Origin of the sequence: Uliginosibacterium sp. H1 (assembly GCF_036017065.1) — a bacterium.
In the GTDB taxonomy this organism is placed as follows: Bacteria; Pseudomonadota; Gammaproteobacteria; order Burkholderiales; family Rhodocyclaceae; genus Uliginosibacterium.
Genome location: NZ_JAYXHR010000002.1, coordinates 1,478,286 through 1,503,642, shown reverse-complemented (window position 1 = coordinate 1,503,642; position 25,357 = coordinate 1,478,286). Strand labels below are relative to the sequence as shown.

The following is a 25,357-nucleotide window of genomic DNA, read 5'->3' as shown; positions in this document are numbered from 1 at the left end:
GAAAGCCGGTCGAAGCACCGGATTGCCGGACGCTAGAATCGGTGCCAGTCCATTCACGGAGGTCTGCCATGCGCGTCGCCAACAACGTCACCGAACTGATCGGCAATACACCGCTGGTCCGCCTCAATCGCGTCACGGCCGGCCTGCAGGGCACCGTGCTCGCCAAGCTGGAGTTCTACAACCCGGCACACAGCGTGAAGGACCGCATCGCCGCCGCGATGATCGATGCGGCCGAGAAGGCCGGCAAGATCACGGCGGACACGATCATCCTTGAACCCACTTCCGGCAACACCGGCATCGGCCTTGCAATGGTCTGTGCGGCACGCGGCTACAAGTGCTGCTTCGTGATGCCGGAGACCATGAGCCGCGAGCGTCGCCTGCTGCTGAAGGCCTACGGCGCCGAGCTGGTGTTGACGCCCGGACCGGAAGGCATGCCGGGTGCGATCAAGCGCGCGGAGGACATGGCGGCCAGCGATGCGCGCTACTTCATCCCGCAGCAGTTCGACAACCCGGCCAACCCTGAAGTCCATCGCAACACGACCGCGGAGGAGATCTGGCGCGACACCGACGGCAATGTCGACCTCTTCGTCGCCGGCATCGGCACCGGCGGCACCATCACCGGCGTGGGTGAAGTGCTGAAGGCCCGCAAGCCGGACGTGAAGGTCTTCGCGGTGGAACCGGATGCCAGCCCGGTGCTGTCCGGTGGACAACGCGGCCCGCACCCCATCCAGGGCATCGGCGCAGGCTTCGTCCCCTCCGTCCTGAACACCAAGGTGTATGACGAAGTGGTACGCGTGAAGAACGCGGATGCACTCGATCTGGCACGTCGCCTGGCGACCGAGGAAGGCCTGCTCGTCGGCATCTCGTCGGGCGCCGCCGTGTGGGCCGCGTTGCATGTGGCGAGCCGGCCGGAAAACGCGGGCAAGACGACGGTGGTGATCATTCCGAGCTTCGGTGAGCGCTACCTGTCCACCGTGCTGTTCGAACACCTGTCGGTGTGAGCCGGGACGACGGCTCCTCGCTGCTGCGCAGCCCCGAGCGGCGCGGCAGCGACAGCATCAAGTGGCAGCGTTACGCCGGCCGCGACGTGCTGCCGCTGTGGGTGGCGGACATGGATTTCGCTGCGCCGCAGCCGGTGCTCGACGCCCTGCAGCAACGCATCGCGCACGGTGTGTTCGGCTACGCCCATCCCTGGCCTTCGCTGACGGAAGCCGTGGTCGACGGTATTGCGCGACACCACGGCTGGCAGATCGAACCGGACTGGCTTATATGGCTGCCGGGCGTGGTGACCGGCTTCAACGTGGCCAGCCACCTGGCCGGCGAGCCGGGCGACGGCATCCTCGCGATGACACCGGTCTACCCGCCCTTCCTTTCTTCACCCGGGCTGGCCGACCGCAAGCTGCTGCGCAGCGATCTGCTGCAGGTCGGCGAGTCATGGATCCCGGACTGGGAGGATCTGCACGCGCAGGCACCGCAGGCGCGCATGCTGATGCTGTGCAATCCGCATAACCCGGTGGGCCGTAGCTGGACGCGACAGGAATTGCAGCACTTCGCCGCCCTGGCCGAGCAGCATGACTGGGTGGTGATGAGTGACGACATCCATTGTGGCCTGGTCCTCGATCCACAGCGCCCCTACACGCCACTGGCTTTGCTGGACGAGGACATCGCACGGCGCACGATCACGCTGATGGCGCCGTCCAAGACCTGGAACATCCCGGCGCTGTACGCGGGATTCGCGATCATCCCCGACGCAACGCTGCGCCGCCGCTACCAGCATGCGATGCAGGGCCTGGTGCCGCATCTCAACGTGCTGGGCCTGGTGGCCATGGAGGCCGCCTATCGCGAAGGCGATGCCTGGCTGGACGCACTGATCACGCAACTGCGCGACAACGCAGGTGTCGTGCACGACGCCATCGTGGACATGCCCCTGCTGGCAACGACACCGGTGGAGGCCACCTACCTTGCCTGGCTGGACTGCCGTGGGCTGGCCGGGCGTGGCATCGGCGATCCTGCCGCGTTTTTCGAGCAACATGGCGTAGGCCTGTCCGAAGGCCGGGATTTCGGTGCGCCGGGCTTCCTGCGGCTGAATTTCGGCTGCTCGCCCGAACTGCTGGCGCAAGCACTCCAGCGGATGCGCAGCGCGCTCGACACGCTGCGTTGAGCCTGCAAACAACAAGGGCCGCGATGCGGCCCTTGTTCCAGCTACGCGGCGCGAAACTCAGGCGCGCGAGCGCTTCTGCAGCGACACCAGCTTGGCCTGCACGTAACCCTTCAGTTCCTTGAACGGAATCGGCTTGCCGTAGATGATGACGTCGTCCGGCAAGCCACCCTGTTCGTCGATGTCTTCCGGGGTCAGGCCGGTCACCACCACCACGTCCATCTGCGCCAGCGCGGGTTCCGAACGCAGCTTGCGGATCATCGCGAAACCGTCGAGTCCCGGCATCACCAGATCGGACACCAGCAGGTCAGGTGGATTGCGGCCGATTTCCATGAGGCCTTCGAAACCGCTGGCCACGATCTTCACTTCGATCGGCAGCTCCCAGTTCGCCAGCGTGCGCTCGTAGAGCGCCTGCATGATGCGGTCGTCCTCGGCGATCAGCACGCGCAGCGATACCGCGCCTCCCACATGGACCGGGCCGGCCTGGCGTTTGCGCAGGAAAGCTTCGACCGATGTGATGCGGATGCGGCGATGTCCGCCCGCCGTCTTCCAGGCGTCGAGCAGACCGTTCTCGACCATTTGCTGCACGGTTCCGAGGGAGACTCCCAGCATCTGTGCTGCTTCGCTGGTGCTGCAGTACTCGCGCTCGGGCTTGGTATTGACCTGCGACACGTCAGCCATGGGCATTCAATCCTCAGAAAGGAATATCGTCCTCGAAATCACCGAAACCCGAAGATGCCGGGCTGGAATTGCTGCTGCTACGCTCGGGCGCCGGCCGGCTGGCAGGACGCGACGGTGGCGCATCGTAGTCATCGCCCCCGCGTGAGGAATCACCGCCACCCATACCTTCACGGCTGCCCAGCATCTGCATGACGTCGCCGCGGATTTCCGTGGTGTAACGCTCCTGGCCGTCCTTGTCCTGCCACTTGCGGGTGCGCAGGCTGCCCTCGACGTAAATCGGGCGCCCCTTCTTCAGGTACTGGCCGGCAATCTCGGCGAGCTTGCCGAAGAACACCACGCGGTGCCATTCGGTCTGTTCCTTCTTCTCGCCGCTGGATTTGTCGCGCCAGCTGTCGGTGGTGGCCACCGTGATGTTGCAGATCGCGTCGCCGCTCGGGGCGTACCGGGTTTCCGGATCCCGTCCCAGGTTACCGATCAGGATGACTTTGTTGACCGAGGCCATTCAGGCTTCTCCTCCTATGTACCGGAGCATGACACGCTCGTCCCAGCGCTCCGGGTTGATCTTCAATCTTGCCACGCGGCGCTCCGGCTCGACGGCCACTTCACGCACCCCGGGCAAGCGGCTGATTTCGTCCCTGGCGGTGCGGACATCCACCTCCGGCGGCAGCGCATATTCGCGCTGGTCGGACAGCGGCGGCACCCGCATCGAGCGTGCCCACACCAGCCACACCAGCATCAGTACCAGCGCCGCGATGAACACCGCCCGCGGGCCATGGTGCATGGCCAGCCATCCACCCAGCGCACCACCACAACCGGCCCCCAGCGCTTGCGCCGTGTTGAACGCCCCCAGCGCGAATCCGCGGGTGCCTGCAGGCGCCATGCGTGAGACCAGCGCCGGAAGGCTGGCCTCCAGGATGTTGAACGCGACGAAGAATACCAGCAAGGCCGCCGCAAGCAGCCAGAAGTCGGTGTAGCCAACGATGAGCAGGAGTTGCGACACCGCGAGCAGGCAGATGCAGCACAGCAGCACCTGGCGGATCCAGCCGCGCTTTTCCGCCACGACGATCACCGGCGCCATCAGCACGAAGCTCACCAGTACGACGGGTAGATAGAGCTGCCAGTGCCGACCGGCCGGCATGCCATGCAGGTCGACCAGCAGGCGGGGGACGACGAGGAACAGTGCGATCTGGGTCAGGTGTTTGACGAAGATGCCGAAATTCAGGCGCCATAGCTGTCCATCGCTCAGCACCGGCCACAGCGGCAGGGGGCCGCTGTCATTGGGGGGAGCGACCGGATCCGGCACCACCCGCCACACCACCAGGATCGCAAGCAGGGCCAGCCCCGCGATGCCCGCGAACATCAGCGGCATGCCGACCGATGCATACAGCGCCGGGGCAGCCACCAGCGACACCGCAAAGACGACGCCGATGGACGCGCCAATCATCGCCATGACCTTGGTGCGATGTTGCTCGCGCGTCAGGTCGGCGGCCAGCGCGGAGACCGCTGCGGAAATGGCGCCAGCGCCCTGCAGTACGCGGGCGGCGATCAACCATTCGATGGTCGGCGCCCAGGCCGCCAGGCCGCTACCGAAGGCAAACAACAACAGGCCCGCGACGATGACCGGCTTGCGCCCCCAGCGATCCGACGCCAAGCCGTAGGGAATCTGGAACAGCGCCTGGGTCAGCGCGAAGGCGCCCAGCGCGACACCGGCCCAGCTCAGGCTGTCCCCACCGGGCAGTTCGCGCACATACAGCGACAGCACCGGCAGCACCATGAACAGACCCAGCATCCGCAAACCGAACACCGACGCCAGCGCGGCCCCGGCCCGCAATTCGCTGCGGGTCATGCGGTCTTGCGAAGGAAAGGCATCGGCCATGTAGGAGGAACTGGGTCGTGACGGGCGGGCAATCGGCGGATTTTAGCAGAGCCACCCACCGACCATCCGCCAATCCCGCGGACGCGGTGCAACATCAGGCTTGGTCGCGTTGCAGGCGCTTGCTACAGTACCGGGTTGCTCACACTCGCGCGCTAGCATGGACTGGATCAGGATTCGCGGGGCTCGTACCCACAACCTCAAGAACATCAGCGTCGATCTGCCGCGCAACCAGCTGACGGTCATCACCGGCCTGTCCGGTTCCGGCAAGAGTTCGCTGGCCTTCGACACGCTGTACGCGGAAGGGCAGCGCCGCTACGTGGAAAGCCTGTCGGCCTACGCCCGCCAGTTCCTGCAGCTGATGGAAAAGCCGGACGTCGACCTGATCGAGGGCCTGTCACCGGCGATCTCCATCGAGCAGAAGGCCACCAGCCACAATCCGCGCTCCACGGTGGGCACGGTGACCGAGATCCACGACTACCTGCGCCTGCTGTATGCCCGCGCCGGCACCCCGCACTGCCCCGATCACCGCCTGCCGCTGGAAGCCCAGACCGTTTCGCAGATGGTCGACCATGTGCTGGCCTTGCCGGAGGGCACGGCGCTGATGATCCTCGCGCCGGTAGTGGCGGACCGAAAGGGAACGCACGAGGAACTGATTGCCGAACTGCGCGCACAGGGTTTCGTGCGTCTGCGCGTGAATGGCGAGATCGCCGAGATCGATTCGCTGCCCGCGCTCGCCAAGAACAGCAAGCACAGCATCGACGTGGTGGTGGACCGCATCAAGCTGCGGCCGGATTCTCGCCAGCGTCTGGCGGAGAGTTTCGAGACGGCGCTGGCACACGCGGAAGGCCGGGCCATCGCGATGGAGATGGACGGCGGCAAAGAGCACGTCTTCTCCGCCCGCTATGCCTGCCCGATCTGCGGCTTCGCCGTGCAGGAACTGGAACCCCGCCTGTTCTCGTTCAACAACCCCGTCGGCGCCTGTCCGAGCTGTGACGGCCTGGGCACCCAGGAATTCTTCGACCCCACCCGCGTCGTCGCCCACCCCGAACTGTCGCTGTCCGCCGGCGCCATCCGCGGCTGGGACCGTCGCAACCAGTTCTATTTCCAGATGTTGCAGAGCCTGGCGAGCGGCTACGGCTTCGACATCGACCAGTCCTTCGAGGCGCTCGACGAGAACGCGCGCGAAGTCATCCTGCATGGTTCCGGTGCCCGCAAGCTCGCGTTCAAGTACCTGTCGGAATCCGGACGCACCGTCACGAAGGAACACAGCTTCGAGGGCATCATTCCCAACCTCGAACGCCGCTACCGCGAGACGGACTCCGTCGTCGTGAGGGAAGAGCTGGCCAAGTATCGTTCGACCCGCCCGTGCCCGATCTGCGTCGGCAGCCGGCTGCGCCGCGAGGCGCGCTTCGTGCTCATCGGCGAGCGCTCGCTGCCCGAGATCAGCACGCTGTCCATTGCAGACTGCCAGCAATTCTTCAGCGGCCTGCAATTGAGCGGCCATCGTGCGCAGATCGCCGACAAGATCGTGCGCGAGATCGCGGTGCGCCTGCAGTTCCTCGTCGACGTCGGGCTCGATTACCTCAGCCTGCACCGTTCCGCTGACACACTGTCCGGTGGCGAAGCGCAGCGCATCCGCCTGGCCTCGCAGATCGGCTCCGGCCTCACCGGCGTGATGTACGTGCTGGACGAGCCCTCCATCGGCCTGCACCAGCGCGACAACGACCGCCTCCTCGACACGCTCCGGCGCCTGCGTGACCTCGGCAACACCGTGATCGTCGTCGAGCACGACGAGGATGCCATCCGCATGGCCGACCACGTCATCGACATGGGCCCTGCAGCGGGCGAGCATGGCGGTCAGGTCGTCGCCAGCGGGAAACCGCAGGAGGTCATCGATCACCCCGACTCCGTGACCGGCGCCTACCTGTCCGGACGGAAGGCCATCAAGGCCCCGGACAAGCGCGGCAAGCCGGATCCGGAGCGCCTGCTACGCATCACCGGTGCGCGCGGCAACAACCTCAAGAACGTCACACTGGAAATCCCGGTGGGGCTTTTCACCTGCGTGACCGGTGTTTCGGGCTCCGGCAAGTCGACCCTGGTCAATGACACGCTGTACGCGATGGCGGCGCGAAATCTGTACGGCTCCGCCACCGATCCCGCGCCGCACGACGAGATCGCCGGCCTGGAGTTCTTCGACAAGGTCATCAACGTCGACCAGTCGCCGATCGGCCGCACGCCGCGCTCGAATCCCGCCACCTACACCGGCCTGCTGACGCCGATCCGTGAACTGTTCGCCGGCGTGCCCGAGGCACGCGGCCGCGGTTACGGCCCCGGTCGCTTCTCCTTCAACGTCAAGGGTGGCCGCTGCGAGGCCTGCCAGGGCGATGGCATGATCAAGGTGGAAATGCACTTCCTGCCGGACGTGTTCGTTCCCTGCGACGTCTGCCATGGCCGTCGCTACAACCGCGAAACGCTGGAGATCCGCTACAAGGGCAAGACGATTGCCGATGTGCTGGACATGACGGTGGAAGAGGCCCAGCGCTTCTTCGACGCGGTGCCGACAGTCGCACGCAAGCTCGACACACTGATGGAAGTCGGCCTCGGCTACATCCGCCTGGGTCAGAGCGCCACCACCTTGTCAGGCGGCGAAGCCCAGCGGGTGAAGCTTGCACTGGAACTGTCCAAGCGCGACACCGGCCGCACGCTGTTCATCCTCGACGAACCCACCACCGGCCTCCATTTCCACGACATCGAACTGCTGCTGACCGTGCTCCATCGCCTGCGCGATCACGGCAACACCATCGTGGTCATCGAGCACAACCTCGATGTCATCAAGACCGCCGACTGGATCGTCGATCTCGGCCCTCAGGGTGGAGCCGGCGGAGGCCAGATCCTCGTGTCCGGCACGCCCGAGACCGTGGCGGCGAACCCGGCCAGCCACACCGGTCACTACCTCGCGCGAATGCTGGCGGCCAGAGCCGCCGTTTCCGGCTGACCTCCCACCGCAAGAGGTTGCGCCGCTCGAGCGCCGACTACAAACACAAAAAGCCCGCGATCCGCGGGCTTTTTGTTGGCACTCGCACTTCTCAGGGTTACCGCCTGGCGGCAGCAACCCGACCGTGCTTACGCTGCGTCGGCAACGTCCGCATCCGGACGATCCAGCAGTTCGACATACGCCATCGGTGCATTGTCACCGACGCGGAAGCCGCACTTCAGGATGCGCAGATAGCCACCGTTACGACCGGCGTAACGCGGACCCAGCACTTCGAACACCTTGCCGACGATCTCACGATCGCGGGTGCGGTCGAAAGCCAGACGGCGGTTCGCCAGGCTGGGCTTCTTGCCCAGCGTGATCAGGGGTTCGACGACACGACGCAGCTCCTTGGCCTTCGGCAGCGTGGTCTTGATGACCTCGTGCTTCAGCAGGGAGTTCGCCATGTTGCGCAGCATCGCCGAGCGATGTGCGCTAGTGCGGTTCAGTTTCCGCAGACCGTTACCGTGACGCATTTTTCTTTCCTATCTCTTTGCAAGCTTTAGCTGACTTTTTCCAGGCCAGCCGGCGGCCAGTTCTCGAGCTTCATGCCCAGCGTCAGGCCACGCGAAGCGAGAACGTCCTTGATTTCATTGAGCGACTTGCGGCCGAGGTTCGGCGTCTTCAGCAGCTCGGTCTCGGTGCGCTGGATCAGGTCACCGATGTAATAGATGTTCTCGGCCTTGAGGCAGTTGGCCGAGCGCACCGTCAGTTCCAGGTCGTCCACCGGGCGCAGCAGGATCGGATCGATGCTGGGCGCACGTTGCACTTCCTGAGCCACCGGCGTGCCTTCCAGGTCGGCAAACACCGACAGCTGATCCATCAGCACGCGTGCCGCATAGCGGATCGCTTCTTCCGGATCGACAGCACCGTTGGTTTCCAGATCGATGACCAGACGATCCAGGTCGGTACGCTGCTCGACGCGAGCGCTTTCAACCTGGTAGCTCACACGGCGAACCGGGCTGAACGATGCGTCCAGCACGATGCGGCCGATGACCTTGTTGTCACCGTTCAACGGACGGACATTTCCCGGCACGTAGCCACGGCCTTGCTCGACCTTGATCTGCATGTCGATCTTGCCGCCCGGTGCCAGGTGAGCGATCACATGTTCCGGGTTGATGATCTCGACATCGTGAGTGCCTTCGATGTCACCCGCACGGACGACACCTTCACCACTCTTAGACAGACGCAGCACTGTCTCGCCGCGGTTATGCAGCTTCAGCACGACACCCTTCAGGTTCAACAGGATGTCGACCACGTCTTCCCGCACGCCATCCAGCGTGGAGTACTCGTGCAGCACGCCGTCAATCGTCACTTCCGTCGGCGCGTAGCCGGGCAGCGACGACAGCAGGATGCGACGGAGGGCATTGCCCAGGGTATGGCCAAAACCGCGTTCGAACGGCTCCATCACCACCACGGCGTGAACCGGGGAAATGCTCTGGACATCGATGATGCGGGGTTTCAGCAAATTACTACTCGCCATTGACGATCCCTCTCTTCAGCACGAGATTCGCAGGTTAGCGCCAGTGTCGTTCGACCTTGAACTTCTTGGCAGCCGCCGACAACTAGATGCGTTAAATCCTATGTGTGCTTTTGCCATCCAAGGCATCGTTTCCGGACTCCGGAAACAAGCACGGCTCGCGATCCAGCAATGCAGGTCGCGAGCCTGACTCTTGCCTGGCGTCAGATACGACGACGCTTCGGCGGGCGGCAACCGTTGTGCGGAACCGGCGTGATGTCCGTGATCGAAGTGATCTTCAGACCCAGCGCGTTCAGCGCGCGCACAGCCGACTCACGACCCGGGCCCGGGCCCTTGATGCGCACTTCCAGGTTCTTCACGCCACACTCCTGAGCCACCTTGCCGGCAGCTTCAGCAGCGACCTGCGCGGCAAACGGAGTGCTCTTGCGCGAGCCCTTGAAGCCTGCGCCACCCGAGGTTGCCCACGACAGGGCGTTGCCCTGACGATCGGTGATCGTGATGATCGTGTTGTTGAAGGAAGCGTGCACGTGGGCGATGCCCTCGGCAACGTTCTTCTTGACCTTTTTGCGGACCTTCGCAGCAGTCTTAGCCATGTTCTAAATTAACCCTTCTTGCCAGCCATAGTCTTGCGCGGACCCTTGCGAGTACGGGCATTGGTGCGGGTACGCTGACCGCGCACCGGCAGGCCACGGCGGTGACGGACACCGCGGTAGCAACCGAGGTCCATCAGACGCTTGATGTTCATGGTGATCTCACGACGCAGATCACCCTCGACCGTGAACTTGCCCACCTCATCACGCAGACGTTCCATCTGGTCTTCGGTCAGGTCTTTCACCTTTGCGCTGCGCGGCACGGAGGCTGCGTCGCAGATCTTCTGGGCACGGGTACGGCCAATGCCGTAGATGGAAGTCAGCGCGACTTCCGCGTGCTTGTGATTCGGGATGTTGACACCAGCAATCCGGGCCATGAGCTCAACCTTTAATTACACGAACGCCGCAAAAAGCGAAACGTTAGATTATACGACAACAGCAACTGCGCCTCAACCCTGGCGCTGCTTGTGGCGCGGATCTTCACAGATCACACGCACCACACCCTTACGACGGATCACCTTGCACTTGCGGCAGATCCGCTTCACGGAAGCTTGCACTCTCATTTCATCACTCCTCAAAAACCTGGCTGACCTCAGTTCTTCGAACGGAACACGATACGACCCTTGGTGAGATCGTAAGGTGTCAGCTGAACGGTCACCTTGTCGCCCGGAAGGATGCGGATGTAGTGCATACGCATCTTCCCGGAAATATGGCCCAACACTATGTGACCGTTTTCAAGCTTGACCTTGAAGGTCGCGTTCGGCAGGTTTTCGGTCACTTCGCCCTGCATTTCGATGACATCTTCCTTGCTCATCGACTTACTTTATTTCGCAGGTAACCCGAAGCCGCCTTTGAAGTTGGCTTTCTTAAGCAAACTTTCGTACTGGTGGGACATGATGTAGGCCTGCACCTGCGTCATGAAATCCATGGTTACAACCACGATGATCAACAGCGAAGTTCCGCCGAAGTAGAAGGGCACCTGCCACTTCAGGATCAGGAACTCGGGGATCAGACACACCGCCGTGATGTAAGCCGCACCGATCAGGGTGAGACGCATCAAAATCTTGTCGATGTACTTCGCCGTCTGGTCACCAGGACGGATACCCGGCACGAACGCCCCGCTCTTCTTCAGGTTGTCCGCGGTTTCCTTCGAGTTGAAGACCAGCGCGGTGTAGAAGAAGCAGAAGAACACGATCGCGGCCGAATACAGCAGGATGTAGATCGGTTGCCCCGGCGACAGCGTGGCGGAGATATCCCGCAGCCAACGCATGCTTTCCGACGAACCGAACCACTGGGCAGCCGTAGCCGGGAACAGGATGATCGACGACGCGAAGATCGGCGGAATCACGCCTGCCATGTTCAGCTTCAGCGGCAGGTGCGAGCTCTGCCCACCATATACCTTGTTGCCGACCTGACGCTTCGCATAGTTCACCAGGATCTTGCGCTGGCCACGTTCCACGAACACCACGAAGGCAGTCACGAGCGATACCAGCGCCACGATGAACAGTGCCCACAGCGGGTGGATGGCCCCCGTACGCACCAGCTCCAGCAGACCACCGATCGCACTCGGCAAACCAGCAGCAATACCCGCGAAGATGATGATCGAGATTCCGTTGCCCAGACCGCGCTCGGTGATCTGTTCACCCAGCCACATCAGGAACATCGTCCCGGTAACCAGCGTCGTGACAGCCGTTGCGCGGAACATGATGCCCGGATCAAGCACCAGACCAGGCTGCTGCTCGAGGGCAATCGAAATACCCACCGCCTGGAACAAGGCCAGTACGACCGTACCGTAACGCGTGTACTGCGTGATCTTGCGACGCCCGGCTTCACCTTCCTTCTTCAGCGCTTCGAGTTGCGGCGAAGCAATCGCCAGCAGCTGCATGATGATCGATGCCGAGATGTACGGCATGATCCCCAGCGCGAAGATCGTGAATCGCGACAGCGCACCGCCCGAGAACAGGTTGAACACGCCGAGGATGCCGCCCTTCTGTGAATCGAAGAGACGGGCCAGCTCGTTCGGATCGATACCCGGCACAGGAATGTGCGCGCCGATGCGATAGACGATCAAGGCCCCCAGCAGGAACCACAGCCGGCGCTTCAGATCATCGTATCGCCCGGTCTTGCCGAGGACTCCAGGTTGCGTCGCCACTTAGCGTCAGCCCCAGTCAGTACTGCTTATTCAGCCACGGAGCCGCCGGCTGCCTCGATGGCAGCGCGAGCGCCCTTGGTTGCGCCGATGCCGCGCAGCACGACCTTGCGGGAAATCTCACCCGACAGGATCACCTTGGCGGACAGCGCATCGATGGCAACGACACCGGCCTGCTTCAGCGCCAGCAGATCGATGTCCTCGATCGGCAGTTGCTGGATTTCCGACAGGCGAACTTCCACGTTGCGGGCAGCCGTCAGCGACACGAAACCACGCTTCGGCAGGCGACGCTGCAGCGGCATCTGACCGCCTTCGAAACCAACCTTGTGGAAGCCACCGGCGCGGGACTTCTGACCCTTGTGGCCGCGGCCGCAGGTCTTCCCCAGGCCGCTGCCGATACCACGGCCAACGCGACGACGAGACTTCTTGGAGCCCTCACCGGGCTTGATGGTGTTCAGTTCCATGCTCAGGACTCCCACTTCACCAGGTAGGCCACCTTGTTGACCATGCCACGCACGGCCGGGGTGTCTTCCAGTTCAACGGTGTGGTTAACACGACGCAGACCCAGGCCGCGCACGGTGGCACGGTGGTCCTGCTTGGTGCCGATCAGGCCCTTGACGAGCGTGACGCGAATCTTCTTGTCAGCCATGATTAACCCCGGATTTCTTCGACGGACTTGCCGCGCTTGGCCGCGATCTGCGCAGGCGTGCTGGTGGCATACAGGCCATTCAGCGTGGCGCGCACCACGTTGTACGGGTTGGTCGATCCGATGCACTTGGCGATCACGTCGGTCACGCCCATCACTTCGAACACGGCACGCATCGCACCACCGGCGATGATGCCGGTACCAGTCGGGGCCGGCTGCATCAGCACCACGGCGGCGCCGTGCTTGCCGATCACGGTGTGCTGCAGGGTGCCATTGCGCAGAGCGACCTTCGTCATCTTGCGACGGGCTTCGTCCATCGCCTTCTGCACCGCCACCGGCACTTCACGGGACTTGCCCTTGCCCATGCCGACGGCGCCATCGCCATCACCGACCACGGTGAGCGCGGCAAAACCCAGGATCCGGCCGCCCTTCACCACCTTGGTGACGCGGTTGACCGACACCATCTTTTCGCGCAAGCCGTCGTCACGTTCTTCCGACGCCTGCACCTTCTTGGTTTGCTGTTTAGCCATCACTCACTCGCTTAGAACTTGAGCCCGCCTTCACGCGCGGCTTCCGCCAGCGCCTTCACGCGACCGTGGTACTGGAAGCCGGCACGATCGAATGCGACCGTCTCGACACCTGCCGCCTTGGCGCGTTCGGCAATCAGCTTGCCGACGACCTGGGCCGCACCGACGTTGCCGCCGTTGCTGACTTGCGACTTGACATCCGCTTCGACCGTCGAGGCCGTCGCCAGCACCTTGCCACCGTCGGCCGAGATGACCTGGGCGTAGATGTGCAGGTTCGAACGGAACACGGTTAGACGAACCGTCTTCATCTCCGCGATACGGGCGCGGGTTTTGCGCGCACGGCGCAGACGAGATTCCTTCTTGTTCATAGCCGTCCGCCTTACTTCTTCTTGGTTTCCTTGATGACCACCACCTCATCCGCGTAGCGGACGCCCTTGCCCTTGTAGGGTTCGGGAGCGCGGTAGGCACGCACTTCGGCGGCCACCTGGCCAACCTGCTGCTTGTCCACGCCCTTGATGATGATCTCGGTCTGGCTAGGCGTCTCGACCTTCACGCCAGCAGGCATCTGGTGCACCACAGGGTGCGAGAAGCCCAGCGTGAGATTCAGTTTGTCGCCTTGGGCCTGGGCACGATAGCCCACACCCACCAGGTTCAATTTGCGCTCGAAACCCTTGCTGACGCCGATGACCATGTTGTTCACCAGCGCGCGGGTCGTGCCCGACAGCGCGTTACCGTTGACGCCGCCTGCGACTGCCTTGAAGACCAGGCTCGTGCCTTCCTTCTCGACGCTCACGGACGGGTGCAGACGCTGCTTCAGCGAACCGAGCGGCCCCTTCACGGTCAGCTCGCCGGACGCGATGTTCGCATCCACGCCAGCCGGCAGCACTACGGGGTTTTTAGCTACGCGTGACATATCGATTTCTCCTTACGCCACGATGCACAGCACTTCGCCGCCCACGTTCTGCGAACGCGCACGACGATCGGTCATCACGCCACGCGGCGTCGACACGATGGCCACACCCAGGCCGTTCATGACGCGCGGCAGGTCGTTGCTGCCCTTGTACACACGCAGACCAGGCGTGCTCACACGCTCGATGCGGTCAATGACCGGGCGGCCGGCGTAGTACTTCAGTGCGATGTCGAGCACGCGCTCGGCACCATCACCACGCACCACGAAATCTTCCACATAACCTTCGTCCTTCAGCACGGCTGCAATGGCAGCCTTCAGCTTGGACGCCGGCATCACTACCGAGCTCTTCTGCGATGCTTGCGCATTGCGGATGCGCGTCAGCATGTCGGCGATCGGATCGGACATACTCATATTTCTATACCCCCTTACCAGCTCGCCTTGGTCATGCCAGGCACTTCGCCGCGGAAAGCAACTTCACGCAGCTTGTTGCGGCACAGACCGAACTTGCGGAACACGCCACGCGGCCGACCGGTCAGCTCGCAGCGGTTACGCTGGCGCGACGGGCTGGAGTTGCGCGGCAGCGCATTGAACTTCTGACGCGCTTCCGCACGCTCTTCGTCGGACTTGTTCACGTCTTCAAAGATCGCCCTCAGCTGAGCACGCTTGGCGGCGAACTTCGCCACCGTCTTGGCACGCTTATCTTCGCGATTGATCAAAGCCAGTTTTGCCATGTCAGCCTCAGTTCTTGAACGGGAACTTGAATGCGGCCAACAGCGCGCGGCACTCTTCGTCCGTCTTGGCGGTGGTGGTGATGCTGATGTTCAGCCCACGCAGCGCATCGATCTTGTCGTACTCGATCTCGGGGAAAATGATCTGCTCTTTCACACCGAGGTTGTAGTTGCCGCGACCGTCAAAGCCCTTGGCAGCGATACCGCGGAAGTCGCGGATACGCGGCATGGCGATGGTCACCAGGCGATCCAGGAACTCGAACATGCGCGGACCACGCAGGGTAACCATGCAACCGATCGGGTAACCCTCGCGGATCTTGAAACCGGCGATGGACTTCTTGGCCTTGGTGGTAACCGGCTTCTGGCCAGCAATCTTCACCAGGTCGCCCAGCGCATGTTCCAGCACTTTCTTGTCACCCACGGCCTCACCCACACCCATGTTCAGGGTGATCTTGGTGATGCGCGGCACTTCCATGACCGACTTGTAACCGAACTGCTCGCGCAGACCCGGCACCACGGTCGACTTGTAGATTTCTTGAAGACGAGCCATCGCGATTCCTTACGCTTTCACCAGTTCGCCGTTCGACTTGAAGAAACGGACCTTCTTGCCGTCTTCAAGCGTCTTGACACCGACGCGGTCAGCTTTTTGCGTCGCCGGATTGAACAGCGCGACGTTGGAAATGTGGATGGACGCTTCACGCTCGACGATGCCGCCAACCTCACCCTTCATGGGGTTCGGCTTGACGTGCTTCTTGACGCGATTGACACCTTCCACGACCACACGCTCGGCATCGACACGGCGCGCGACGGTACCGCGCTTGCCCTTGTCCTTGCCGGTCAGGACGATGACTTCGTCCCCTTTTTTGATCTTATCCATGACGGCTCCTTACAGCACTTCCGGGGCCAGCGACACGATCTTCATGAAGCGCTCGGTACGCAACTCGCGCGTGACCGGTCCGAAGATACGAGTGCCAATGGGCTCGAGCTTGTTGTTCAGCAACACAGCGGCATTGCTGTCGAACTTGACCAGGGAACCGTCGGGGCGGCGCACGCCTTTGGCGGTACGCACCACCACGGCGCTGTAAACGTCACCCTTCTTAACGCGGCCACGCGGCGCGGCATCCTTGATGCTGACCTTGATGATGTCACCCACGCCGGCATAGCGACGCTTGGAACCACCCAGCACCTTGATGCACATGACCGAGCGCGCGCCAGTGTTGTCGGCGACGTCGAGGATCGTCTGCATTTGGATCATGTTTTTTCAACTCCATCCAACTTGGTCGCTACCGTAGCAACGCCCAGTCTTGGATCCCGTCCGGGAAAAGTGATCTGCCAGAGAAGAATCCGGCAGAACGGAAAGCCGCGCATTATGCGCGAACTTTCCAATCTTGGCAAGCCCTGGCTTAAGAAATTAAGCCTGAGCCTTTTCGACCACGCGCGTCACGCGCCAGGTCTTGGTCTTAGAGATCGGGCGGCACTCTTCGATTTCCACCAGATCACCAGCACCGGCCACGCCGTTGTCGACGTGAGCGTGGTACTTGTTCGAACGCACGATCACCTTGCCATACAGCGGGTGCTTCACGCGACGCTCGACCAGCACGGTCACCGTCTTGTCCATCTTGTCGCTGACGACACGACCGACCACGGTGCGCTTGACGCTTTGTTGGACCTGTTCACTCATTATGCAACCGCCTTCTCACGCAGGATGGTGCGCACGCGCGCGATGTCGCGGCGCACACGACCGAGCTGGGCATTGCTGCTCAGCTGCTGGGTCGCGTGCTGCATGCGCAGAGAGAACTGCTCTTTGAGCAGTTCGATCAGCTCCTTCTGCAGGTCCTCGTTGCTCTTGGACCGGAGTTCAGTAGCCTTCATGTCTATTACCCCACTTGCCGTGTCACGAACACGGTTTCCAAGGGCAGCTTGGCCGCAGCCAGGCGGAATGCTTCACGCGCCAGGGCTTCGTCCACACCGTCCATTTCATACAGCACCTTGCCCGGCTGGATCTCGGCGACCCAGTACTCCGGATTGCCCTTACCGTTACCCATACGGACTTCGGCAGGCTTCTTGGAGATCGGCTTGTCCGGGAAGATACGGATCCAGATACGACCGCCCCGCTTAATGTGGCGGGTCATGGCACGACGTGCCGATTCGATCTGGCGGGCCGTCAGACGGCCACGTGCAACGGCCTTCAGGCCGTACTCGCCGAAGCTGACCTTGGCGCCGCGGGTCGCGAGACCCTTGTTGCGGCCCTTCTGCTCCTTGCGATACTTCCTTCTATTCGGCTGCAGCATCGCTCGCTCCTGCTGTCTTCACGCCGGCACCACGACGCACGGTACGACGACCGGCCGGCTTGTCACCTTCGGGACCACGGGGGGCACGACGGGGACGCTTGTTGTCTTCGGGGGTTTCGACGACGGCGGGCTGTTCACCCTTGCCGAGCATCTCGCCCTTGTACACCCAGACCTTGATGCCGATCTGACCGTAGGTAGTGCTCGCCTCGGAGAAGCCGTAGTCGATGTCGGCGCGCAGCGTGTGCAGCGGCACACGGCCTTCGCGGTACCACTCGGTACGCGCGATTTCGGCACCGTTCAGACGACCCGAACTCATGATCTTGATGCCCTGGGCGCCCAGACGCATCGCGTTCTGCATCGCGCGCTTCATCGCGCGGCGGAACATGATGCGCTTTTCGAGCTGCTGGGCGATGGAGTCGGCAATCAGTTGCGCATCGACTTCCGGCTTGCGGATTTCTTCGATGTTCACATGCACCGGCACGCCCATGATCTTCTGCAGATCGGCCTTGAGCAGTTCGATGTCCTCACCCTTTTTGCCGATCACCACGCCCGGACGAGCCGAGTAGACGGTGATACGGGCGTTCTTGGCAGGACGCTCGATCAGCACACGGCCCACGGAGGCGTGCGCCAGCTTCTTCTTCAGGTGCTCACGGACCTTGATGTCCTCGAGCAGCATCTTCGAAAAGCCCTGGCTGTTGGCGAACCAGCGAGAGCCCCAGTTCCGGGTTACCGCGAGGCGGAAACCGGTCGGATGGATTTTCTGTCCCATACGCTCCCTTACTCCCCAACAGTCACAAAAATGTGGCAGGTCGGCTTGGTGATGCGATTGCCGCGACCCTTCGCACGTGCCGTGAAACGCTTCAGCACGACACCCTTTTCGACGTAGATGGTCTTCACCTTCAGGCTGTCGATATCGGCACCGTCGTTATGCTCGGCGTTGGCGATGGCGGACTCGATCACCTTCTTGACGATGCCAGCCCCCTTCTTGGGGCTGAACGTCAGGATGTTGAGTGCCTGCTCGACGGACTTGCCGCGAACCAGATCGGCCACCAGGCGACCCTTCTGGGCCGACAGGCGAACACCGCGCAGAATGGCATTGGTTTCCATGTTCATTCCTTACTTCTTCGCCTTCTTGCTGGCAGCGTGACCCTTGAAGGTACGCGTCAGCGCGAATTCGCCGAGCTTGTGGCCAACCATGTTCTCGGTGACATACACCGGGATGTGCTGGCGACCGTTATGCACGGCGATCGTCAGACCGACGAACTCCGGCAGGATCGTGGAGCGACGCGACCAGGTCTTGATCGGGCGCTTGTCCGAACCGCCCACCGCAGCGTCGACCTTCTTGATCAAGTGGGCGTCGACAAACGGACCCTTTTTGACAGAACGAGCCATTGACTACCCCTTAACGCTTGTGACGGCGCTGGACGATCATCACGTCCGTGCGCTTGTTGTTGCGGGTACGGTAACCCTTGGTCGGCTGGCCCCACGGGCTGACCGGCACGCGGCCTTCGCCCGTACGACCTTCACCACCACCGTGCGGGTGATCCACCGGGTTCATGGCCGTACCACGAACCGTCGGACGGATGCCGCGCCAGCGCTGGGCACCGGCCTTGCCGATTTTGCGCAGGTTGTGCTCTTCGTTACTGACTTCACCGATGGTGGCGCGGCACTCGATATGCACACGGCGGATTTCGCCGGAGCGCAGACGCAGCTGGGCATATGCACCGTCACGAGCCAGCAGTTGCACGGAGGCGCCGGCCGAACGCGCCAGTTGCGCGCCCTTGCCCGGCAGCATCTCGATGCAGTGGATCACGCTACCGACCGGGATGTTGCGGATCGGCAGTGCGTTACCCGGCTTGATCGGCGCCTCGGAACCGGAGATCAGCTCCTGGCCCGGGGTCACGCCCTTGGGGGCGATGATGTAGCGACGCTCGCCATCGGCGTAGCACAGCAGTGCAATGTTGGCGGTACGGTTCGGGTCGTACTCGATACGCTCGACCTTGGCCGGAATGCCGTCCTTGTTGCGCTTGAAGTCGACCACGCGGTAGTGCTGCTTGTGGCCACCACCCTTGTGACGGGTGGTGATGCGGCCGTTGTTGTTACGGCCAGCAGTGCTCGACTGCTTTTCAACCAGCGACGCTTCCGGACGACCCTTGTACAGGTTCGGATTGACGACCTTTACAACCCCGCGACGACCAGGGGAAGTCGGTTTGACCTTGACCAGCATTTAGGCAGCCCCCCCTTCGACGAAGTTGATTTCCTGGCCGGGCTTCAGGCACACGAAAGCCTTCTTCCAACCCTTGCGCTGACCGGTGGTGCGACCGAAACGCTTGGTCTTGCCCTTCACGTTCAGCACTTGCACGGACTCGACCTGCACCTTGAACAGCAGTTCGACGGCCGCCTTGATCTCCGGCTTGGTAGCGTCAGACGCCACGCGGAAGATCACTTGCTCGTTCTTCTCGGCAACCGCGGTTGCCTTTTCCGAGATCTGCGGTGCGAGCAGCACCTGCAGCAGACGTTCTTGGCTCACGCTCATTGCCACATCTCCTCGATCTTGGCGATCGCGGCACGCGTCACGAGCACGCGCTGGAAGCGGACCAGCGAAACCGGATCGGCTTCGTGGGCTTCGAGCACCAGCACGTTCGGCAGGTTGCGCGACGACAGGAACAGGTTTTCATCCAGCTCGTCGGTGATGACCAGCACGGACTCCACACCGAAACCCTTCAGCTTCTGCGCCAGCAGCTTGGTCTTCGGCGCCTCCAGGCTGAGGCTCTCGACGACCGACAGGCGATCTTCACGCACCAGCTGCGACAGGATCGACGCCATGCCGGCGCGATACATCTTGCGGTTCAGCTTCTGGGTGTAGTTCTGATCGGGACGGTTCGGGAAGATGCGACCACCCCCACGCCACAGCGGCGAGGAGCTCATACCAGCACGCGCATTACCCGTGCCCTTCTGGCGGAAAGGCTTCTTCGTGGTGTGCTTGACTTCGCCGCGATCCTTCTGGGCGCTGTTTGCCGAGCGGGCATTGGCCTGATAGGCCACCACCAGCTGGTGCACCAGCGCTTCGTTGTACTCGCGACCAAAAACGGTGTCCGAGGCCTGCAGACTGGCAGACGCCTGACCCTGATCGTTAATCAGCTTCAGTTCCATGGCGCTCCCCTCAAGCCTTCACTGCCGGACGCACAACGACGTCACCGCCGTCATAGCCCGGAACAGCACCCTTCACCAGCAGCAGGCCGCGGGCGGAATCAACGCGCACCACTTCCAGATTCTGCACGGTGGACTTCACGTCACCCAGGTGACCCGACATGCGCTTGCCCGGGAAAACGCGACCCGGATCCTGCGCCATACCGATCGAACCCGGCACGTTGTGACTGCGGGAGTTACCGTGGGAGGCACGCTGCGAACCGAAGTTGTGACGCTTGATGGTGCCCTCGAAACCCTTACCGATCGAGGTACCAGTCACATCGACCTTCTGGCCGACAGCAAAGATTTCGACGCTGATGACGTCGCCCGGCTTGTAGCCGCCGAGCTTCTCGCCCTCGACGCGGAATTCGCGCAGCACGCTGCCCGCTTCCACACCCGCCTTGGCCAGATGACCGGCCAACGGCTTGTTAACGCGAGAGGCGCGACGAACGCCATAGGTCACCTGAACGGCGGAATAACCATCCACCTCAGGCGTCTTGATCTGGGTCACGCGATTGTTCGACACGTCAAGCACCGTCACCGGGATGGATGCACCATCCTCAGCGAAGACGCGAGTCATGCCGACCTTGCGACCGACAAGGCCTAGACTCATGTTTGTTCTCCAACGACCTGGTTACGATTGACCGGGTCAGCCAAAAAAAACCTACGCACCGGACACCCGGTGCGCGAAGCCCGGCATTCTATACCGGAATTTTCACTGATTGCAAGAGGCTGACAACAACCCCTCTTCTTCAGTCTTACTGCAGCTTGATCTCGACATCCACGCCGGCAGGCAGATCCAGCTTCATCAGCGCATCGACCGTCTTGTCGGTCGGGTCGATGATGTCCATCAGGCGTTGATGGGTGCGGATCTCGAACTGGTCGCGCGAGGTCTTGTTCACGTGCGGCGAACGCAGCACGTTGAAACGCTCGATCTTGGTGGGCAGCGGCACGGGGCCACGGACAACGGCGCCGGTGCGCTTGGCCGTATCGACGATTTCCAGGGCGGACTGGTCGATCAGGCGATAGTCGAAAGCCTTCAGGCGGATACGGATCTTCTGGTTCTGCATGTCAGTTCCTTAAAGAGCGACAAAGAGCGGAAAGAACAAAGGGAGCGCAGCATACGCTGCGTTCCCGGGCACATCAATTACTCGATGATCTTTGCGACGACGCCGGCGCCGACGGTACGACCGCCTTCACGGATGGCGAAACGCAGACCTTCTTCCATGGCGATCGGGGCGATCAGCTTGACGACGATCGACACGTTGTCGCCCGGCATCACCATCTCGGTGCCTTCCGGCAGCGTGATCGAGCCGGTGACGTCGGTGGTGCGGAAGTAGAACTGCGGACGGTAGTTGTTGAAGAACGGGGTGTGACGACCACCTTCGTCCTTGCTCAGTACGTACACTTCACCGGAGAAGTGGGTGTGCGGGGTGATGGAGCCGGGCTTGGCCAGCACTTGACCACGCTCAACTTCTTCACGCTTGGTGCCGCGCAGCAGCACGCCGACGTTGTCGCCTGCCTGACCTTGGTCGAGCAGCTTGCGGAACATTTCGACGCCGGTGCAGATGGTCTTGACGGTGGGCTTGATGCCGACGATTTCGATTTCTTCGCCAACCTTGACGATGCCGCGCTCGACGCGACCGGTCACGACGGTGCCGCGACCGGAGATGGAGAAGACGTCTTCGATGGGCATCAGGAACGGCTGGTCGATGGCGCGCTCCGGGGTGGGGATGTAGCTGTCCAGGGCGTCGGCCAGGGCCATGATGGCGCCTTCGCCAAGCTCACCCTTGTCGCCTTCCAGCGCCTTGAGGGCGGAGCCCTTGACGATGGGGACGTCGTCACCCGGGAAGTCGTACTTGCTGAGCAGTTCGCGCACTTCCATTTCGACGAGCTCGAGCAGTTCGGCGTCGTCGACCATGTCGCACTTGTTCAGGAAGACGATGATGTAGGGCACGCCGACCTGGCGGGCGAGCAGGATGTGCTCGCGGGTCTGGGGCATGGGGCCGTCGGCGGCCGAGCACACCAGAATGGCGCCGTCCATCTGGGCGGCACCGGTGATCATGTTCTTGACGTAGTCGGCGTGGCCCGGGCAGTCAACGTGCGCGTAGTGGCGGTTGGCCGTCTCGTATTCGACGTGCGCGGTGTTGATGGTGATGCCGCGGGCCTTTTCTTCCGGCGCTGCGTCGATCTGGTCGTACGCCTTGGCCGAGCCACCGAACTTGGAGGCCAGCACCGTGGTGATCGCAGCCGTCAGCGTCGTCTTGCCGTGGTCAACGTGACCAATCGTGCCCACATTCACGTGCGGTTTCGTCCGCTCAAACTTTTCCTTGGCCATTTCTCAGTTCCTGATTTTGAAGTCGATTACTTCTTGTTGATGATGGCGTCGGCGACGTTCTTCGGCGCCTCGGCGTAATGCTTGAACTCCATCGAATAGGTGGCGCGGCCCTGAGACAACGAGCGCATCGTCGTCGAGTAGCCGAACATCTCGGCCAGCGGCACCTCTGCCTTGATCGCCTTGATCTGGCCGGGCAGATCTTCCATGCCCAGCACTACACCACGACGACCAGACAGGTCACCCATGATATTGCCCATGAAATCTTCCGGCGTTTCGACCTCGACCGACATCATCGGCTCGAGGATCACCGGATTGGCGCGACGGCAGCCTTCCTTGAAAGCCATCGAAGCGGCCATCTTGAACGCGTTTTCGTTCGAATCCACGTCGTGGTAGGAGCCGAAGTGCAGCGTGCACTTGATATCCACCACCGGGAAACCAGCGAGCACGCCGTTGCTCAGCGAGTCCTGAAGACCCTTGTCGACCGCCGGAATGTACTCGCGCGGCACCACACCGCCCTTGATGGCATCGACGAATTCGTAGCCCTTGCCCGGCTCGTTCGGCTCGACCTTGATGACGACGTGACCATACTGGCCACGACCACCGGACTGCTTCACGAACTTGCCTTCGGCATCCTCGACAGCCTTGCGGATGGTTTCGCGGTAAGCCACTTGCGGCGCACCGACATTGGCCTCCACGCCGAACTCGCGCTTCATGCGATCGACGATGATCTCGAGGTGCAACTCGCCCATGCCGGAGATGATGGTCTGACCAGACTCCTCATCGGTACGCACGCGGAAGGACGGGTCTTCCTGGGCCAGACGCCCCAGCGCGATGCCCATCTTCTCCTGATCACCCTTAGTCTTCGGCTCGACAGCCACGTGGATCACCGGCTCGGGAAACTCCATGCGCTCCAGCGTCACGACATTGTCGGGCGGACACAGGGTTTCACCGGTCGTCACCGACGACAGACCGATACACGCGGCGATGTCGCCGGCGCGCACTTCGTCGATCTCTTCGCGGTTGTTGGCGTGCATCTGCACCAGACGGCCGATGCGCTCCTTCTTGCCCTTGATCGGGTTGTAGACGCTATCGCCCGACTTCAGCACGCCGGAATACACGCGGATGAAGGTCAGCTGGCCGACGTACTTGTCGGTCATCAGCTTGAAGGCCAGCGCCGAGAACGGCGCGCTGTCGTCGGCCTCGCGCTCGACTTCCTTCTCGTCTTCATCGACGCCCTTGACCGGCGGGATGTCCACCGGCGAGGGCAGCAGTTCGACCACGGCGTCCAGCATGGCCTGCACGCCTTTGTTCTTGAAGGCAGTGCCGCACATCATGGGGACGATTTCGCCCTTGATGGTGCGATCACGCAGGGCGTTCTTGATGTCTTCTTCGGAGAGGTCACCCTCTTCGAGATACTTGTTCATCAGGTCTTCGGACGCCTCGGCGGCCGCCTCGACCATCTTCTCGCGCCATTCCTTGGCTGTCGCCGCCAAGTTGGCCGGAATGCCTTCGTAGTTGAACTTGGTGCCCTGGGACGCCTCGTCCCAGATCACCGCCTTCATCTTCACCAGATCGATGACGCCGGCGAAGTTTTCCTCAGCACCGATCGGCACCTGGATGGGGATCGGGTTGGCACTCAGACGCGTGCGCATCTGGTTGTAGACCTTGAAGAAGTCCGCACCCTGGCGGTCCATCTTGTTCACGAAGGCCAGGCGCGGCACGCCATACTTGTTCGCCTGGCGCCAGACCGTTTCCGACTGCGGCTGCACGCCGCCCACGGCGCAATACACCATGCAGGCGCCATCCAACACACGCATGGAGCGCTCCACCTCGATGGTGAAGTCGACGTGCCCCGGGGTGTCGATGATGTTGATGCGATGCTCGTCGAAATTGCCCGCCATGCCTTTCCAGAAGCAGGTGGTCGCCGCCGAGGTAATCGTGATGCCGCGTTCCTGCTCCTGCTCCATCCAGTCCATCGTCGCCGCGCCATCGTGCACTTCACCGATCTTGTGGTTCACACCGGTGTAGAACAGGATGCGCTCGGTCGTAGTGGTCTTGCCGGCGTCAATATGCGCCGAGATACCAATATTACGGTAGCGCTCGATGGGGGTCTTGCGTGACACGTGGATTGCCTTTTATCTGGATGGAATACAGCCGGAACAGAATCTGCAAACCGCTCAGGCAGTGAGACAAGGCTTCGTCAAAAGCAATCGAGCCCTTTGCAGGGCCCGACGTGGACTTGTCACAACCGCGATCAGAACCTGAAGTGCGAGAACGCCTTGTTGGCGTCCGCCATACGGTGGACTTCCTCGCGCTTCTTCATCGCAGAGCCGCGGCCTTCAGCAGCCTCGATCAGCTCACCAGCCAGACGCTGGGCCATCGACTTCTCGGAACGCTTGCGGGCAGCCTCGCGGATCCAGCGCATGGACAGGGCCATACGACGGGACGGGCGCACCTCGACCGGAACCTGGTAGTTCGCACCACCGACGCGGCGGCTCTTCACTTCCACCGCCGGCTTCACGTTGGCAATGGCTTGCTGGAACACTTCCAGCGGATCCTTGCCGGACTTGGTGGCGATACCCTCCAGCGCGCCATAGATGATGCGCTCGGCGACGGCCTTCTTGCCACCGATCATGAGGACATTGATGAACTTGGAAACATCCTGGCTACCGAACTTCGGATCGGGCAGGATTTCCCGTTTGGGTACTTCGCGACGACGGGGCATGGTGACCTCTACTCAGTGAATGCCAACGATCAGGACTT

General features: G+C 62.3%; 37 protein-coding genes. 3 read left to right on the top strand and 34 right to left on the bottom strand.

The window, feature by feature from the left end:
• Positions 1-68: 68 nt before the first annotated feature.
• Both cysK and VVD47_RS16560 read left to right on the top strand, forming a co-directional pair.
• Positions 69-1,001, top strand: coding sequence for a cysteine synthase A (gene cysK, locus VVD47_RS16565; RefSeq protein ID WP_327604591.1), 933 nt, complete (start codon positions 69-71; stop codon positions 999-1,001).
• The gene (locus VVD47_RS16560; RefSeq protein WP_327604590.1) at positions 998-2,161 is read left to right on the top strand and encodes a MalY/PatB family protein; all 1,164 of its coding nucleotides are present in this window, start codon (positions 998-1,000) and stop codon (positions 2,159-2,161) included. Before cysK ends, VVD47_RS16560 begins: the two co-directional genes overlap by 4 nt.
• 57 nt (positions 2,162-2,218) lie before the next feature.
• On the opposite strand, the gene VVD47_RS16555 is transcribed toward VVD47_RS16560, so the two are convergent.
• Genes VVD47_RS16555 through VVD47_RS16545 form a run of 3 tightly spaced genes read right to left on the bottom strand, consistent with a single transcriptional unit; the run spans position 2,219 to position 4,685 of the window.
• Entirely contained in the window at positions 2,219-2,839 is a 621-nt protein-coding gene (locus VVD47_RS16555) for a response regulator (protein ID WP_327604589.1), read from the bottom strand.
• A 13-nt stretch (positions 2,840-2,852) separates the two neighbouring features.
• The gene (ssb, locus tag VVD47_RS16550; protein ID WP_327604588.1) at positions 2,853-3,341 is read right to left on the bottom strand and encodes a single-stranded DNA-binding protein; all 489 of its coding nucleotides are present in this window, start codon (positions 3,339-3,341) and stop codon (positions 2,853-2,855) included.
• The gene (locus tag VVD47_RS16545) at positions 3,342-4,685 is read right to left on the bottom strand and encodes an MFS transporter (RefSeq protein ID WP_327604587.1); all 1,344 of its coding nucleotides are present in this window, start codon (positions 4,683-4,685) and stop codon (positions 3,342-3,344) included.
• Between the two features lie 187 nt (positions 4,686-4,872).
• Here VVD47_RS16545 and uvrA point away from each other — a divergent pair, with 187 nt between their 5' ends.
• Positions 4,873-7,710: an excinuclease ABC subunit UvrA gene (uvrA, locus tag VVD47_RS16540; protein ID WP_327604586.1), complete on the top strand. Its 2,838-nt coding sequence runs from the start codon at positions 4,873-4,875 to the stop codon at positions 7,708-7,710.
• Positions 7,711-7,838: 128 nt separating this feature from the next.
• Here the strand turns inward: uvrA and rplQ are convergent, their stop codons facing one another.
• From rplQ to rpsG, 31 genes are all read right to left on the bottom strand, one after another.
• Positions 7,839-8,222, bottom strand: coding sequence for a 50S ribosomal protein L17 (rplQ, locus tag VVD47_RS16535; protein WP_327604585.1), 384 nt, complete (start codon positions 8,220-8,222; stop codon positions 7,839-7,841).
• Between the two features lie 26 nt (positions 8,223-8,248).
• Positions 8,249-9,229 (bottom strand): DNA-directed RNA polymerase subunit alpha, encoded by a 981-nt coding sequence (locus tag VVD47_RS16530; protein WP_327604584.1) that lies wholly within the window; start codon positions 9,227-9,229, stop codon positions 8,249-8,251.
• A gap of 200 nt (positions 9,230-9,429) precedes the next feature.
• The gene (gene rpsK, locus VVD47_RS16525; protein ID WP_327604583.1) at positions 9,430-9,819 is read right to left on the bottom strand and encodes a 30S ribosomal protein S11; all 390 of its coding nucleotides are present in this window, start codon (positions 9,817-9,819) and stop codon (positions 9,430-9,432) included.
• 8 nt (positions 9,820-9,827) lie between these two features.
• On the bottom strand, positions 9,828-10,193 hold the full coding sequence (gene rpsM, locus VVD47_RS16520) for a 30S ribosomal protein S13 (RefSeq protein WP_327604582.1): 366 nt from the start codon (positions 10,191-10,193) through the stop codon (positions 9,828-9,830).
• 72 nt (positions 10,194-10,265) lie between these two features.
• Positions 10,266-10,379: a 50S ribosomal protein L36 gene (gene rpmJ, locus VVD47_RS16515; protein ID WP_095524554.1), complete on the bottom strand. Its 114-nt coding sequence runs from the start codon at positions 10,377-10,379 to the stop codon at positions 10,266-10,268.
• Between the two features lie 29 nt (positions 10,380-10,408).
• Positions 10,409-10,630: a translation initiation factor IF-1 gene (gene infA / locus VVD47_RS16510; protein WP_327604581.1), complete on the bottom strand. Its 222-nt coding sequence runs from the start codon at positions 10,628-10,630 to the stop codon at positions 10,409-10,411.
• A gap of 9 nt (positions 10,631-10,639) precedes the next feature.
• Positions 10,640-11,968, bottom strand: a complete 1,329-nt coding sequence (gene secY, locus VVD47_RS16505) for a preprotein translocase subunit SecY (RefSeq protein WP_327604580.1) — start codon at positions 11,966-11,968, stop codon at positions 10,640-10,642.
• A 26-nt stretch (positions 11,969-11,994) separates the two neighbouring features.
• Complete coding sequence (gene rplO / locus VVD47_RS16500; RefSeq protein ID WP_327604579.1) at positions 11,995-12,429, bottom strand: 50S ribosomal protein L15; 435 nt, start codon at positions 12,427-12,429, stop codon at positions 11,995-11,997.
• 2 nt (positions 12,430-12,431) lie between these two features.
• Entirely contained in the window at positions 12,432-12,614 is a 183-nt protein-coding gene (rpmD, locus tag VVD47_RS16495; RefSeq protein WP_327604578.1) for a 50S ribosomal protein L30, read from the bottom strand.
• Between the two features lie 2 nt (positions 12,615-12,616).
• Positions 12,617-13,141 carry a 30S ribosomal protein S5 gene (gene rpsE / locus VVD47_RS16490; protein WP_327604577.1) on the bottom strand — a complete coding sequence of 175 codons (525 nt, stop codon included), beginning with the start codon at positions 13,139-13,141 and terminating at the stop codon, positions 12,617-12,619.
• 11 nt (positions 13,142-13,152) lie between these two features.
• Entirely contained in the window at positions 13,153-13,506 is a 354-nt protein-coding gene (gene rplR / locus VVD47_RS16485) for a 50S ribosomal protein L18 (RefSeq protein ID WP_327604576.1), read from the bottom strand.
• An 11-nt stretch (positions 13,507-13,517) separates the two neighbouring features.
• Complete coding sequence (gene rplF / locus VVD47_RS16480; RefSeq protein ID WP_327604575.1) at positions 13,518-14,051, bottom strand: 50S ribosomal protein L6; 534 nt, start codon at positions 14,049-14,051, stop codon at positions 13,518-13,520.
• 12 nt (positions 14,052-14,063) lie between these two features.
• The gene (gene rpsH, locus VVD47_RS16475) at positions 14,064-14,459 is read right to left on the bottom strand and encodes a 30S ribosomal protein S8 (protein WP_327604574.1); all 396 of its coding nucleotides are present in this window, start codon (positions 14,457-14,459) and stop codon (positions 14,064-14,066) included.
• A gap of 14 nt (positions 14,460-14,473) precedes the next feature.
• A complete protein-coding gene (gene rpsN, locus VVD47_RS16470) occupies positions 14,474-14,779 on the bottom strand; it encodes a 30S ribosomal protein S14 (RefSeq protein ID WP_327604573.1) in 306 nt (101 codons plus the stop codon).
• Positions 14,780-14,786: 7 nt separating this feature from the next.
• Positions 14,787-15,326 carry a 50S ribosomal protein L5 gene (gene rplE / locus VVD47_RS16465; protein WP_327604572.1) on the bottom strand — a complete coding sequence of 180 codons (540 nt, stop codon included), beginning with the start codon at positions 15,324-15,326 and terminating at the stop codon, positions 14,787-14,789.
• 9 nt (positions 15,327-15,335) lie between these two features.
• On the bottom strand, positions 15,336-15,653 hold the full coding sequence (rplX, locus tag VVD47_RS16460; RefSeq protein ID WP_327604571.1) for a 50S ribosomal protein L24: 318 nt from the start codon (positions 15,651-15,653) through the stop codon (positions 15,336-15,338).
• Between the two features lie 9 nt (positions 15,654-15,662).
• Positions 15,663-16,031, bottom strand: coding sequence for a 50S ribosomal protein L14 (rplN, locus tag VVD47_RS16455; protein ID WP_327604570.1), 369 nt, complete (start codon positions 16,029-16,031; stop codon positions 15,663-15,665).
• Between the two features lie 156 nt (positions 16,032-16,187).
• The gene (gene rpsQ, locus VVD47_RS16450; RefSeq protein ID WP_327604569.1) at positions 16,188-16,457 is read right to left on the bottom strand and encodes a 30S ribosomal protein S17; all 270 of its coding nucleotides are present in this window, start codon (positions 16,455-16,457) and stop codon (positions 16,188-16,190) included.
• The gene (rpmC, locus tag VVD47_RS16445) at positions 16,457-16,648 is read right to left on the bottom strand and encodes a 50S ribosomal protein L29 (protein WP_327604568.1); all 192 of its coding nucleotides are present in this window, start codon (positions 16,646-16,648) and stop codon (positions 16,457-16,459) included. The genes rpsQ and rpmC overlap by 1 nt, the downstream gene beginning before the upstream one ends.
• Positions 16,649-16,653: 5 nt before the next feature.
• On the bottom strand, positions 16,654-17,067 hold the full coding sequence (rplP, locus tag VVD47_RS16440; protein ID WP_327604567.1) for a 50S ribosomal protein L16: 414 nt from the start codon (positions 17,065-17,067) through the stop codon (positions 16,654-16,656).
• Positions 17,051-17,836, bottom strand: coding sequence for a 30S ribosomal protein S3 (rpsC, locus tag VVD47_RS16435; RefSeq protein WP_327604566.1), 786 nt, complete (start codon positions 17,834-17,836; stop codon positions 17,051-17,053). The genes rplP and rpsC overlap by 17 nt, the downstream gene beginning before the upstream one ends.
• Before the next feature lie 8 nt (positions 17,837-17,844).
• A complete protein-coding gene (gene rplV, locus VVD47_RS16430) occupies positions 17,845-18,174 on the bottom strand; it encodes a 50S ribosomal protein L22 (RefSeq protein ID WP_327604565.1) in 330 nt (109 codons plus the stop codon).
• Between the two features lie 9 nt (positions 18,175-18,183).
• A complete protein-coding gene (rpsS, locus tag VVD47_RS16425) occupies positions 18,184-18,459 on the bottom strand; it encodes a 30S ribosomal protein S19 (protein ID WP_327604564.1) in 276 nt (91 codons plus the stop codon).
• Between the two features lie 10 nt (positions 18,460-18,469).
• Entirely contained in the window at positions 18,470-19,294 is an 825-nt protein-coding gene (rplB, locus tag VVD47_RS16420) for a 50S ribosomal protein L2 (protein WP_327604563.1), read from the bottom strand.
• Positions 19,295-19,603, bottom strand: coding sequence for a 50S ribosomal protein L23 (gene rplW, locus VVD47_RS16415; protein ID WP_443080994.1), 309 nt, complete (start codon positions 19,601-19,603; stop codon positions 19,295-19,297).
• Positions 19,600-20,220 carry a 50S ribosomal protein L4 gene (rplD, locus tag VVD47_RS16410; protein ID WP_327604562.1) on the bottom strand — a complete coding sequence of 207 codons (621 nt, stop codon included), beginning with the start codon at positions 20,218-20,220 and terminating at the stop codon, positions 19,600-19,602. Before rplD ends, rplW begins: the two co-directional genes overlap by 4 nt.
• A 10-nt stretch (positions 20,221-20,230) precedes the next feature.
• Entirely contained in the window at positions 20,231-20,869 is a 639-nt protein-coding gene (gene rplC / locus VVD47_RS16405) for a 50S ribosomal protein L3 (protein ID WP_327604561.1), read from the bottom strand.
• Positions 20,870-21,014: 145 nt separating this feature from the next.
• Positions 21,015-21,326, bottom strand: coding sequence for a 30S ribosomal protein S10 (rpsJ, locus tag VVD47_RS16400; RefSeq protein WP_327604560.1), 312 nt, complete (start codon positions 21,324-21,326; stop codon positions 21,015-21,017).
• A gap of 77 nt (positions 21,327-21,403) precedes the next feature.
• A complete protein-coding gene (gene tuf, locus VVD47_RS16395) occupies positions 21,404-22,594 on the bottom strand; it encodes an elongation factor Tu (protein WP_327604549.1) in 1,191 nt (396 codons plus the stop codon).
• Between the two features lie 26 nt (positions 22,595-22,620).
• Positions 22,621-24,717, bottom strand: a complete 2,097-nt coding sequence (gene fusA, locus VVD47_RS16390) for an elongation factor G (protein ID WP_327604559.1) — start codon at positions 24,715-24,717, stop codon at positions 22,621-22,623.
• Between the two features lie 131 nt (positions 24,718-24,848).
• Complete coding sequence (gene rpsG, locus VVD47_RS16385) at positions 24,849-25,319, bottom strand: 30S ribosomal protein S7 (RefSeq protein WP_327604558.1); 471 nt, start codon at positions 25,317-25,319, stop codon at positions 24,849-24,851.
• Positions 25,320-25,357 lie beyond the last annotated feature (38 nt).

Coding starts and splice junctions, on each gene's coding strand:
- rplP (WP_327604567.1), bottom strand. CDS start 17,067: ATGCTGCAGCCGAATAGAAGGAAGTATCGCAAGGAGCAGAAGGGCCGC.
- rpmC (WP_327604568.1), bottom strand. CDS start 16,648: ATGAAGGCTACTGAACTCCGGTCCAAGAGCAACGAGGACCTGCAGAAG.
- rpmJ (WP_095524554.1), bottom strand. CDS start 10,379: ATGAGAGTGCAAGCTTCCGTGAAGCGGATCTGCCGCAAGTGCAAGGTG.
- rpsS (WP_327604564.1), bottom strand. CDS start 18,459: ATGGCTCGTTCTGTCAAAAAGGGTCCGTTTGTCGACGCCCACTTGATC.
- rpsM (WP_327604582.1), bottom strand. CDS start 10,193: ATGGCCCGGATTGCTGGTGTCAACATCCCGAATCACAAGCACGCGGAA.
- VVD47_RS16530 (WP_327604584.1), bottom strand. CDS start 9,229: ATGGCGAGTAGTAATTTGCTGAAACCCCGCATCATCGATGTCCAGAGC.
- rpsN (WP_327604573.1), bottom strand. CDS start 14,779: ATGGCAAAACTGGCTTTGATCAATCGCGAAGATAAGCGTGCCAAGACG.
- rplR (WP_327604576.1), bottom strand. CDS start 13,506: ATGAACAAGAAGGAATCTCGTCTGCGCCGTGCGCGCAAAACCCGCGCC.
- rplD (WP_327604562.1), bottom strand. CDS start 20,220: ATGGAACTGAAGCTGATTAACGATCAGGGTCAGGCGTCTGCCAGTCTG.
- rplC (WP_327604561.1), bottom strand. CDS start 20,869: ATGAGTCTAGGCCTTGTCGGTCGCAAGGTCGGCATGACTCGCGTCTTC.
- rplE (WP_327604572.1), bottom strand. CDS start 15,326: ATGGCTCGTCTTCAAGAAATCTACAAGTCGACCGTGGTGCCGGGTCTG.
- rplX (WP_327604571.1), bottom strand. CDS start 15,653: ATGGATAAGATCAAAAAAGGGGACGAAGTCATCGTCCTGACCGGCAAG.
- rplQ (WP_327604585.1), bottom strand. CDS start 8,222: ATGCGTCACGGTAACGGTCTGCGGAAACTGAACCGCACTAGCGCACAT.
- rplN (WP_327604570.1), bottom strand. CDS start 16,031: ATGATCCAAATGCAGACGATCCTCGACGTCGCCGACAACACTGGCGCG.
- rpsE (WP_327604577.1), bottom strand. CDS start 13,141: ATGGCTAAACAGCAAACCAAGAAGGTGCAGGCGTCGGAAGAACGTGAC.
- rplV (WP_327604565.1), bottom strand. CDS start 18,174: ATGGAAACCAATGCCATTCTGCGCGGTGTTCGCCTGTCGGCCCAGAAG.
- VVD47_RS16545 (WP_327604587.1), bottom strand. CDS start 4,685: ATGACCCGCAGCGAATTGCGGGCCGGGGCCGCGCTGGCGTCGGTGTTC.
- rplW (WP_443080994.1), bottom strand. CDS start 19,603: ATGAGCGTGAGCCAAGAACGTCTGCTGCAGGTGCTGCTCGCACCGCAG.
- rplB (WP_327604563.1), bottom strand. CDS start 19,294: ATGCTGGTCAAGGTCAAACCGACTTCCCCTGGTCGTCGCGGGGTTGTA.
- tuf (WP_327604549.1), bottom strand. CDS start 22,594: ATGGCCAAGGAAAAGTTTGAGCGGACGAAACCGCACGTGAATGTGGGC.
- VVD47_RS16555 (WP_327604589.1), bottom strand. CDS start 2,839: ATGGCTGACGTGTCGCAGGTCAATACCAAGCCCGAGCGCGAGTACTGC.
- rpsG (WP_327604558.1), bottom strand. CDS start 25,319: ATGCCCCGTCGTCGCGAAGTACCCAAACGGGAAATCCTGCCCGATCCG.
- cysK (WP_327604591.1), top strand. CDS start 69: ATGCGCGTCGCCAACAACGTCACCGAACTGATCGGCAATACACCGCTG.
- rpsC (WP_327604566.1), bottom strand. CDS start 17,836: ATGGGACAGAAAATCCATCCGACCGGTTTCCGCCTCGCGGTAACCCGG.
- rpsQ (WP_327604569.1), bottom strand. CDS start 16,457: ATGAGTGAACAGGTCCAACAAAGCGTCAAGCGCACCGTGGTCGGTCGT.
- infA (WP_327604581.1), bottom strand. CDS start 10,630: ATGAGCAAGGAAGATGTCATCGAAATGCAGGGCGAAGTGACCGAAAAC.
- uvrA (WP_327604586.1), top strand. CDS start 4,873: ATGGACTGGATCAGGATTCGCGGGGCTCGTACCCACAACCTCAAGAAC.
- rplO (WP_327604579.1), bottom strand. CDS start 12,429: ATGGAACTGAACACCATCAAGCCCGGTGAGGGCTCCAAGAAGTCTCGT.
- rpsJ (WP_327604560.1), bottom strand. CDS start 21,326: ATGCAGAACCAGAAGATCCGTATCCGCCTGAAGGCTTTCGACTATCGC.
- rpmD (WP_327604578.1), bottom strand. CDS start 12,614: ATGGCTGACAAGAAGATTCGCGTCACGCTCGTCAAGGGCCTGATCGGC.
- rpsH (WP_327604574.1), bottom strand. CDS start 14,459: ATGAGTATGTCCGATCCGATCGCCGACATGCTGACGCGCATCCGCAAT.
- rplF (WP_327604575.1), bottom strand. CDS start 14,051: ATGTCACGCGTAGCTAAAAACCCCGTAGTGCTGCCGGCTGGCGTGGAT.
- rpsK (WP_327604583.1), bottom strand. CDS start 9,819: ATGGCTAAGACTGCTGCGAAGGTCCGCAAAAAGGTCAAGAAGAACGTT.
- ssb (WP_327604588.1), bottom strand. CDS start 3,341: ATGGCCTCGGTCAACAAAGTCATCCTGATCGGTAACCTGGGACGGGAT.